The sequence below is a fragment of the Streptomyces sp. NPDC090088 genome, assembly GCF_044747345.1.
Classification (GTDB): Bacteria; Actinomycetota; Actinomycetes; order Streptomycetales; family Streptomycetaceae; genus Streptomyces.
In genome coordinates this window covers 495,920-505,477 of sequence record NZ_JBIVDZ010000005.1, presented here as the reverse complement: position 1 = coordinate 505,477, position 9,558 = coordinate 495,920, and the positions used below count along the sequence as shown (strand labels likewise).

Genomic DNA, 9,558 nt, shown 5'->3' with positions numbered 1-9,558 from the left:
TTCCTACGAAATGCCGAGCTGGCTGTCGATGAGGTCGAAGATCTCGTCGTCGGCGGCGGAGGTGATCAGGGCCGCCAGGTCGACGGACGGCGCGGACGGTCGCGGCGCTGCGGCCGGGGTGGCGGGTGCGGGTTCCGGCTCGGCCGGGGCGAGGAGTTCGAGCAGGTGGCCGGCGAGGGCGGCCGGGGTGGGGTGGTCGAGCACGACGGTGGTCGGCAGCCGTAGTCCGGTGGTGGCGCCGAGCCGGTTGCGCAGCTCGATGACGCCGAGCGAGTCGAACCCGCTCTCCATGAACCCGTTGGCGGGCCGGATCGCGGTGGCGTCGGAGTGGCCGAGGACGGCCGCGGCGGTCTCGGCGACATGGGTGAGCAGCAGCCGTCGCCGGTCGGCCGGGGAGGCGGCCGCCAGGTCGCGGCGCAGGGCCTCGGCCGGGTCGGTGGTACGCGTGGTGGTCGCGGGACGGGACCTGCCGGCCGCCTCCCCGGCCTTCGCCGTGAGGGCGCGCAGCACCGGGGAGAGCCGCCGGACCCCGTGGCCGGTGTCGATCTCGGCCGCCACCAGAGCGGCGTACGGCGTCGCGGCGGCGACGGGGGCGGGCAGCGCGGTGTCGAACAGGGCCAGCGCGGTCTCGTTGGTCATCGGCGCGAGTCCGGTCCTGCCCAGCCGGTCCGCCTGGGCGGAGTCGAGGCCCGCGGCCATGCCGCCGGCCTCCGCCCAGTGCCCCCAGGCCAGGGACACCGCGGGCAGCCCGCGCACCGCCCGGTACTGGGCCAGCGCGTCCAGCCGGGCGTTGGCGGCGGCGTAGTTGGCCTGTCCGGCGTTGCCGAGCACGCCGACGGCGGAGGAGAACAGCACGAACGCGGACAGGTCGAGGTGGGCGGTGGCCCGGTGCAGGTACAGGGCTCCGTCCGCCTTGGGTCGGGCGACCCCCGCCAGTCGCTCGGGAGTGAGCGAGGTGAGCACGGTGTCGTCCAGGACACCGGCCGCGTGGATCACGGCGGTCAGCGGGCGGTCGGCCGGGACGGCGTCGACCAGGGCGCGCACCGCGTCCGGGTCACCGGCGTCGAGGGCGGCCAGCGTCACCTCGGCGCCCAACACGGCCAGTTCGTCCCGCAGCGCCTGCGCGCCCGGGGCGCCGGGACCACGGCGTCCGGTGAGCAGCAGGCGCCGTACCCCGTGCCGGGTGACCAGTCGGTGGGCGACCAGCCGGCCCAGGGCGCCGGTGCCGCCGGTGACCAGGACGGTGCCGTCCGGGTCGAGCGGGGGCGCCGGGAGGGTGAGCACCAGCTTTCCGGTGTGCCGGGCCTGGCTGAGGCGGCGCAGGGCGCTCGGGGCGTGCCGTACGTCCTCGGCGAGGAACGGCAGGGGCTCCAGCGCGCCCTCGGCGAACAGCCGCAGGAGCCGCGTGAGGATCGCCCCGATCCGGTCCGGGTCGATGTCGAACAGGTCGAAGTCGAGGTAGTCGACGTCGTATTCGGCGGCCACCGCCGCCGCGTCCCGTAGGTCGGTCTTGCCCATCTCCACGAACCGGCCCTCGGACTCCAGGAGTCGCAGCGACGCGTCGGTGAACTCCCGTGCCAGGGAGTTCAGTACGACGTGGACGCCGCGTCCGCCGGGAGTGGCCGCACGGAAGGCCTGCTCGAAGTCGAGGGTGCGGCTGGAGGCGATCCGGTCCTCGGGCAGCCCGAGCGCGCGCAGGGTGTCCCACTTGTCGGGGTGGGCGGTGGCGTACACCTCGGCCCCGGCGTGCAGGGCGAGCCGTACCGCCGCCTGGCCCACGCCGCCGGCCGCGGAGTGGATCAGCACCCGCTCCCCGGCCTTGAGTTCGGCCAGTTCGAAGAGGCCGTACCAGGCGGTGAGGAAGACGACCGGCACACCGGCCGCGCGGGCGAAGTCCCAGTCGTCGGGGATGCGGGCGAGCAGGCGGTGGTCGGTGACCGCGACCGGGCCCAGAGCACCCTGGGTGAGGCCGGTGACCCGGTCCCCAGGGGTCAGCCCCGGCACACCCGGCCCGGTCTCCAGGACCACGCCGGCACCCTCGGCTCCGACCCTGGCCCGCCCCGGGTACATGCCGAGAGCGATGAGGACGTCCCGGAAGTTGAGGCCGGCGGCCCGCAGCGCGACCCGGACCTGACCGGGGGCGAGCGGTGCGGTCGCTTCCGGGGCGGGCAGCAGGGCGAGGGCGTCGAGACTGCCGGGCGGTTCGGCGTCCAGTCGCCAGGGGCCGGCGCCCTCGGGCGGGGTGAGGGTGGCGGCCGCGGGGGCCGACCGCAGCCTGGGCACCAGCAGGTCGGGGCCGCGTACGGCGAACTGCTCCTCCCCGGCGGCGAGCAGGGCGGCGACGGCGTCCGCCGAGCGGGCGGCGGGTGCGGCCGGGGTACCGGGGGCACCCGCGAGGTCCAACAGGGCGAAGCGGCCCGGGTGTTCGGCCTGCGCCGCGCGAACCAGTCCCCACACCGCCGCGGCCTGCTCGGAGACGTCCTCACCGGGGTGAGTGGCGACGGCGTCTTGAGTGAGCAGGAGCAACTTGCCTTCGTCTTCGCCGTGTTCGGCGATCCGGTGCTGGAGCAGGGCGAGTGCGGTGGCGGCGTCCGGGGCGGGCGCGACGACCAGGCCGTCAGGTCCGGCGGCGGCCACCGGGCGGCCGGTGGCGTGGGCCACCGCGGTGCGCAGCGGGTCGTTCTGGTCTCCGAGGAACGTCCAGGAGGAGTCCGCCTGTCGTGTCCCGTCCGGGGTGGGCGCCGGGGTCCAGTCGAGCAGATGACCGGTGCCGGTCCGGGGACGGGGCGCGGCGCGCAGGGTGAGCGCGTCGATGTCGGCGACCGGTGAGCCGGAGGTGTCGGTGAGCCGGAGGGCAACGGTGTCGGTGCCGGTGGGGCGGACGCTCACTCGCAGGGCCGAGGCGCCGGGGCGGTGGACGGTGACTCCCTCCCAGGCGAACGGCAGCCGGAGGCGGGCGGTTCCGGGGACCAGGGCGACCACGGCGTGCAGGGCGGCGTCGAGCAGCGCGGGATGGAGGACGTGACCGGGGGCGGCGGACGGGCCGTCGTCGGCGCCGGGCAGGGGGCCGACCTCGCCGTGGACCTCCTCTCCGACCCGCCAGGCCCGCGTCAGCAGGCGGAACGCCGGGCCGTACTGGTAGCCGTCGGCGGCGAGACCGTCGTAGAAACCGGTGAGGTCGACGGGCTCGGCACCGGGCGGAGGCCAGACAGTGTCCTCTGCCTCGGTGCGTACGGCGCCCGCCGCCGGAGCGGGGCCGTCGTCCGGGCGGGCCGGGGCGTCGGCGGTGAGACCGGTGGCGTGCCGGGTCCAGGTGCCGTCGGCCCCTTCGGGGCGGGAGTGCACGGTGAGCGGGCGGCGCCCTTCGTCGTCCCTCGCGCCCAGCGCGACCTGGAGGCGGACGGCGCCCTCCGCGGGCAGTTCGAGCGGTGTCTCCAGGGTCAGTTCGTCCACCCGGCCCCCGGCGTGCAGGGCGAGGTCGACCACCGCGGCCCCGGGCAGCAGGGTCCGCCCGGCGATGGTGTGGTCGGCGAGCCAGGGATGGGTGCGCAGTGCGAGGCGTCCGGTGAACACGGTGCCCGCGTCGTCCGGCAGGTCCAGCGCGGCGCCGAGCAGCGGGTGGCCGGCCGGGTCGAGTCCGGCCGTGCCGGGGGCGGCGCCGGACGGGGTGTCGAGCCAGTACCGACGGCCCTGGAACGGGTAGGTGGGCAGGTCGAGGCGGCGGACCGGAAGTCCGTCGAAGGCGGCCCGCCAGTCGACGGGGACACCGTGGACGTGCAGCCGGGAGAGCGCCTCGGCGAAGGTGCGGGCCTCGCCCCGGCCCGGACGCAGCACGGGGACGACCGTGCGGGCGGGCGGCTCGGAGGCGTCGGCGCCGTCCTCGTCGGCGCCGTCCTCGTCGGCGCCGGCCTCCAGGCTCGCCTCGGTGAGCGCGGTGAGCACCGCGTCGGGGCCGAGTTCGAGGTAGGCGGAGACACCGAGTTCGCGCAGCGCGTCCACTCCGTCGTGGAAGCGTACGGCCTCCCGGATGTGGCGCACCCAGTACTCCGGGTCGGTCAGCTCCCCGGTCGCGGCGAGCCGCCCGGTCACGTTCGACACCACCGGCACCCTGGGCTCGCGGAGTTCGACGGTGGCGGCGGCATCCCGGAACTCGGCGAGGGCGGGCTCGGTGTGCGGGGAGTGGAAGGCGTGACTGACCGTCAGGTTCTTGGTCTTGCGGCCCCGGGCGGTGAGGGCGGCGGCGATCTCGTGGACCGCGTCGGCGTCGCCGGAGACGACCACGGAGGCCGGGCCGTTGACCGCGGCGATGCTCACACGTCCCCCGGATCCGGCGACCAGCGGGGTGACCTCGGTCTCGCTCGCCTGAAGGGCGGCCATTGCCCCGCCCTCGGGCAGGGCCTGCAGGACCCGGCCACGGGCGGCGACGAGCCGGACCGCGTCGGGCAGCGACAGCACACCCGCCAGGTGCGCGGCGGTCAGCTCGCCGATCGAGTGGCCGATGTAGGCGTCGGCACGGAATCCGTAGGACTCGGCGAGGCGGTGCAGGGCGACCCCGAGCGCGAACAGGGCGGGCTGGGTGTAGGCGGTGGTGTCCAGCAGGGCTGCGGCCGGCGTGCCGGGCTCGGCGAAGAGCACGTCCCGGAGCGGGGTGTCGAGTTCGGCGTCGAAGAGAGCGGTCACCTCGTCCAGTGCGGCGGCGAAGACGCGGTGGGTGTCGTACAGCTCCCGGCCCGCACCGACGCGTTGGCTCCCCTGGCCGGGGAAGGCGGCCGCGGTGCGCGGGGCCCGGCCGGTGACGGTGCCGCTGACAAGGCCAGGGGCCTCGGTCCCGTCGGCGAGTGCGCGCAGAGCGGTCACCCGAGCGGCCCGGGAGTCGCCGGTGACCACGGCCCGATGGTCGTGCAGCGCCCGTGTGGCGACCAGCGACCAGCCGAGGGATGCGTCGTCGGTGCCCTCGGCCCCGCCGGTATCCGCGCCGCCCCCGGTGTCCGCGCCGCCGGCGACGCCGTCCAGGTGATCGAGCAGCCGGGCGGCCTGGGCGTGCAACGCGTCGTCGGAGCGGGCAGACAGGATCCAGGGCACGGACGCGGACAGGGTGTCGGAGGTGGACGTGGGGTCGGCGGCCGTCGGTACGTCCGCGGCACCCGCACCGGCCGCGGTCGCGGCCGAGTCCGGTGTGTCCCGCTCCGGCGGCGCGGACTCCAGGATCAGGTGCGCGTTGGTGCCGCTGATGCCGAAGGAGGACACCGCGGCGCGCCGGGGGCGGCTCTCGGCCGGCTCCGGCCAGGGCGTGGCGCCGGTGAGCAGGGTGACGGTCCCGGCCGACCAGTCCACGTGCGGGGTGGGCGCGTCCACGTGCAGGGTGCCGGGGAGTTCGCCGTGCTCCAGCGCCTGGACGAGCTTGATCACACCGGTGACGCCGGCGGCGGCCTGGGTGTGGCCGAGGTTGGACTTGGCCGAGCCGACCAGCAGGGGACGTGCGGGGTCACGGTCCTGGCCGTAGACGGCGATGAGCGCCTGTGCCTCGATCGGGTCGCCCAGGGTCGTGCCGGTGCCGTGCGCCTCGATCGCGTCGACGTCGGCGGGGCCCAGACCGGCCGAGGCGAGGGCCTGGCGGATGACGCGTTCCTGCGCGGGTCCGTTGGGCGCGGTCAGCCCGTTGGAGGCGCCGTCCTGGTTGACGGCGGACCCGCGGATCAGGGCGAGCACCCGGTGACCGTTGCGCCGCGCGTCGGACAGCCGCTCCAGCAGCACCAGGCCGACGCCCTCCGCCCAGGCGGTGCCGTCGGCGGCCGCGGCGAACGGCTTGCAGCGGCCGTCGGGGGCCAGTCCCTGCTGGCGGCTGAACTCGGTGAACATGCCCGGTCCGGACATCACCGTGGCGCCGCCCGCGATGACCAGGTCCGACTCGCCCGACCGCAGCGACTGCGCGGCCAGGTGCAGCGCGACCAGGGAGGAGGAGCAGGCGGTGTCGACCGTGACGGCGGGGCCCTCCAGGCCGAGGGTGTAGGCGATCCGCCCGGAGGCGACGCTGGTGAGCGAGCCGGTCAGGGCGTGGCCCTGGTAGCCCTCGGGGGTCTCGTGCAGCCGGGGGCCGTAGTCCTGCGGCATCACGCCGACGAACACACCGGTGCGGGTGGAGCGCAGATCGGCCGGGACGATCCCGGCGCGCTCCAGCAGTTCCCAGGAGGACTCCAGGAGGAGCCGCTGCTGCGGGTCCATGGCGGCCGACTCGCGCGGGGCGAGCCCGAAGAACGCGCCGTCGAACCGGTCGGCGTCGTGCAGGAAGCCGCCCTGGCGGGTGTACGAGGTGCCGTGGCGCAGGCCTTCGGGGTCGTACAGGGCGTCGACGTCCCAGCCCCGGTTGGCGGGGAAGTCGCCGACCGCGTCCCGGCCTTCGCGCAGCAGCTCCCACAGCTGTTCGGGGGTACGGGCGTCGCCGGGCCAGCGGCCGGCGAGGGCGACCACGGCGATCGGTTCGCCGACGGAGGGTGGGCGCGGTGTCTCCGCCACGGCGGCGGGGCCGTCCCCGCCGCCGTTGAGCCGGGTGCGGACGTGGTCGGCGACCGCGCGGGCGGTGGGCCGGTCGAAGGTGAGGGTGGAGGGCAGGTCGAGGCCGGTGGCGGCGGCAAGCCGGTCACGGAACTCGACGGCGGCCACGGAGTCGAACCCGAGGTCCTTGAAGGTCAGATCGGGGTCGACGTCGTCCGGCGAGGGCTGCCCGAGCACGAGGGCCGCGCTGGAGAGCACGACCCCCAGTGGGTCCGCGCCGGGCGCCGTCGTCGGGGCGGGCACGGGGGCGGCGGGTTCGGGAGCGGTACGGGGCTGCTCGCCCCCGGCATCCGCGAGCAGGGGCGCCTCGGGGCCGGGCAGAGCCTCGGGCCAGATCCGGCGGCGCTGGAAGGCGTACGTGGGGAGCGGTACCCGGCGCGCGTCGGGGCCGTACAGCTCGGTCCAGTCCACTTCGCCGCCGCGGGTGTGCAGGTCGGCGAGGGAGGTGAGGAATCGGCCGGGTCCGCCGTCGTCCCGGCGCAGGGTGCCGGTGACGGCGGCGCCGGACAGGTCGGCGAGGCCGAGGGTGAGCACGGGGTGCGGGCTGACCTCGACGAACGCGCGGTGCCCGGCGCTGTGCGCGGCCTCCACCGCCTGGCGGAAGCGCACGGTCGAGCGCAGGTTGCGGAACCAGTAGGCGGGGTCGAGCGCGGTGCCGTCGAGGAGGCCGCCGGTGACGGTCGAGTAGAAGGCGGTGTGGGCGGGGCGGGGCCTGACGTCGGCGAGGAGGGCGGGCAGCGTGTCGCGGAGGGGTTCGACCTGCGCGGAGTGGGAGGCGTAGTCGACCGGGATGGCCTTGGCACGGACGCCGTCGGCGACGTAGGCGGCGACCAGTGCCTCGACGGCGTCCCGGTCCCCGGAGACGACCGTGACGGACGGGCCGTTGACCGCGGCCACGTTGAGGAGGCCGCCGAAGTCCGCCAGCCCGGCGGCGACTTCGGCCTCCGGGAGCGGGACGGAGGCCATGCCGCCGCTCACCGTGGCGGCGAGTTCCGTGATGGCCCGGGAGCGCAGGGCGACCAGCGCGGCGGCGGCGTCGAGGCTGAGCGCGCCGGCCACGTGGGCGGCGGCGATCTCGCCCTGGGAGTGGCCGATCACCGCGTCCGGGTGCACCCCTCGGGCCTGCCAGGCGGCGGCGAGGGAGACCATCACGGCGAACAGTGCGGGCTGGACGACGTCGGCGCGCTCCAGCGGCGGGGCGTCGGGTGCACCGAGCAGCAGGTCGCGCAGAGACCAGTCGGTGTGCGGGGCGAGCGCGTCGGCGACGGCGTCGATGCCCGCCGCGAAGTCCCGGTCGACGCCGTAGAGTTCGCGAGCCATGCCGGGCCACTGGGAGCCTTGTCCGGGGAAGACGAACACGGTGCCGCCACCGTCGCCCGCCCGGCCGGTGCTGAGCCCGGCGGACTGCGCGCCGGACTCCAGCGCTGCGAGTCCGGAGAGGAGTTCACCGCGGTCCTGACCGGTCACCACGGCCCGGTGCGGGAGGGTGGCCCGGGTGGTGGCGAGGGAGAACCCGACGTCGTGCGCGGTGAGTCGAGGGTGCTCGGCCAGGTGGGCGCGGAGCTTCGCCGCCTGGTCGCGCAGTGCCTGCGGGGTGTGCGCGGACAGCGGCCAGGCGACGGGACCGGCCGGAGCGGTACGGCGCTCGGGGTCGGCCGGGGCGGTGCGCGGGGCCTCGGAGACCAGGACGTGCGCGTTGGTGCCGCCCACGCCGAAGGAGCTGACGCCGGCGATCAGCGGACGTTCGGGGCGCGGCCAGGCGCCGCTCTCGGTGCGGACGGCGAGCCGCAGCCGGCCGAAGGGGATGTCGGGGTTGGGCTCGGCGAAGTGGAGGCTGGCGGGGAGCCTGCCATGCCGGAGGCCCAGCACGGTCTTCAGGAGTCCGACGATCCCGGAAGCGCCTTCCAGGTGGCCCACGTTGGTCTTCGCGGAGCCGACCAGCAGCGGCCGGTCCCCCGGTCGGCCGGGGGCGAACACCTCGCCGAGCGCGACGGCCTCGACGGGGTCGCCGACCCGAGTGCCGGTGCCGTGCAGTTCGACGTACTGGACGTCCTGGGCGCGGACGCCGGACCGGTCGAGGGCCCGGCGGATCACCTCGGCCTGGGTGGCGGCGCCGGGCACGGTGAGTCCGTCGGTGGCCCCGTCGTTGCCGACCGCGCTGCCCAGCAGGACGGCGTGCACCGGGTCGCCGTCGGCGAGAGCCCGGGAGAGCGGCTTGAGGACGAGCAGCACGGCGCCCTCGCCCCGGACGTAACCGCCGGCCCGGGCGTCGAAGGTGAAGCAGGTGTGGTCGGGCGAGAGGGCGCCGAAGCGGTCGACGACCAGGGTGCTGCCGGGGGCGAGGTTGAGGTTGACCCCGGCGGCCAGCGCCACCTCCGACTCGCCGGTGCGCAGGCTCTCCAGGGCGAGGTGCACGGCGACCAGGGAGGAGGACTGCGCGGTGTCCACGGTGAGACTCGGCCCACGCAGGTCCAGGGCGTAGGAAAGCCGGTTGGCGATGACGCCCTTGGCGAGGCCGGTCAGCGTGTGCCGGGTGATCGCGTCGGCGCCCTGCCGATGGACGAGGGAGGCGTAGTCGGCGGCGAGCGCCCCGACGAACACCCCGCTCCGGGACGCCTTGAGGTCGCGCGGGGGAATTCCCGCGTTCTCCAGCGCCTCCCAGGCGAGTTCCAGGACCAGTCGCTGCTGGGGGTCGGCGGCGGCGGCCTCGGCGGGCGATATGCCGAAGAATTCCGGGTCGAAGAGGTCGACGTGGTCGAGGTATCCGCCGGGCCTCACGTCCGCGCCGTCCGGCGTTCCCCGGAATCGGCCGGCCGGCGGCTCTCCGACCGCGTTCCCGCCTTCGTCGAGCAGTTTCCAGAAGGCATCGGGGTCGGGGGCGCCGGGGAGCCGGCAGGCGATCCCGACGACGGCTGTGGCTTCGTTCACCGGTGCAGACATGTGTCTCACACTGAGGCACCGCGTGCCACCGCCTACCCCTAGTGCCCCCCTGTGGCCCCCCTATCG

The 9,558-nt window shown here is 75.9% G+C and carries 1 protein-coding gene; it reads right to left on the bottom strand.

Annotated elements, in window-relative coordinates; genetic code table 11:
• Nucleotides 1-3: 3 nt before the first annotated feature.
• On the bottom strand, nucleotides 4-9,492 hold the full coding sequence (locus ACIPSJ_RS26145) for a type I polyketide synthase (RefSeq protein ID WP_401349476.1): 9,489 nt from the start codon (nucleotides 9,490-9,492) through the stop codon (nucleotides 4-6).
• Nucleotides 9,493-9,558 lie beyond the last annotated feature (66 nt).

Excerpts from the sequence above, each read along its gene's own strand:
- ACIPSJ_RS26145 (WP_401349476.1), bottom strand. The coding sequence starts at position 9,492 with ATGTCTGCACCGGTGAACGAAGCCACAGCCGTCGTCGGGATCGCCTGC.